Below are 712 nucleotides of genomic sequence, written 5' to 3' on the forward strand. Positions count from 1 at the left end.
AAGATGGCAGTGGTAGTCAATAATTGGCATTTGCTTCGCATACTCATGATACAAAGTACGAGCTGTTTCAGTCTGTAATAGAAAATTGTCGTCTAAGAAGTTTTCATCTTTTGAAATTGATAGTAGTTCAAAAAAATGCTTAAAGTTTAGTAACCCAAGCAAGAGACTGTATTTGGAAAATATTTTGGCTGTCGGCTGTGAGCTGACGGCTTTCGGCTTTGAGCTTTCAGCAGAAGTTTTGTGGGCTCAATCATCTAAATCTCCTCACTCAAAACTCCATACTCAGCACTCAGAAGCCGTTGTTGGAGTTTTCTCCAACAACCTCGCGTAAGCAACAAACCATACTCTTTAGTTAGCGCTCAGCTCGTTGGAGAAAACTCCAACGAGGGCAAGATATTTCGGCTGTCAGCTGTGAGCTATCGGCTTTTGGCAATGGTTTTAGAAATCCCAAAACTCCGCACTCAAAACGCTAAACTAATCACTTAGTAGCCGTTGTTGGAGTTTTCTCCAACAACCTCGCGTAAGCAACAAACCATACTCTTTAGTTAGCGCTCAGCTCGTTGGAGAAAACTCCAACGAGGGCAAGATATTTTGGCTGTCGGCTGTGAGCTGACGGCTTTCGGCTTTGAGCTTTCAGCAGAAGTTTTGTGGGCTCAATCATCTAAATCTCCTCACTCAAAACTCCATACTCAGCACTCAGAAGCCGTTGTTG

The 712-nt window shown here is 43.1% G+C and carries 1 protein-coding gene; it reads right to left on the reverse strand.

What is annotated here, in order from left to right:
• A partial coding sequence (locus BWI92_RS26350; protein ID WP_141234946.1) for a glucuronate isomerase occupies nucleotides 1-117 on the reverse strand: 117 nt, incomplete at its 3' end.
• Nucleotides 118-712 lie beyond the last annotated feature (595 nt).

This window comes from Flectobacillus sp. BAB-3569, from assembly GCF_002270355.1.
GTDB lineage: Bacteria > Bacteroidota > Bacteroidia > Cytophagales > Spirosomataceae > Flectobacillus > Flectobacillus roseus.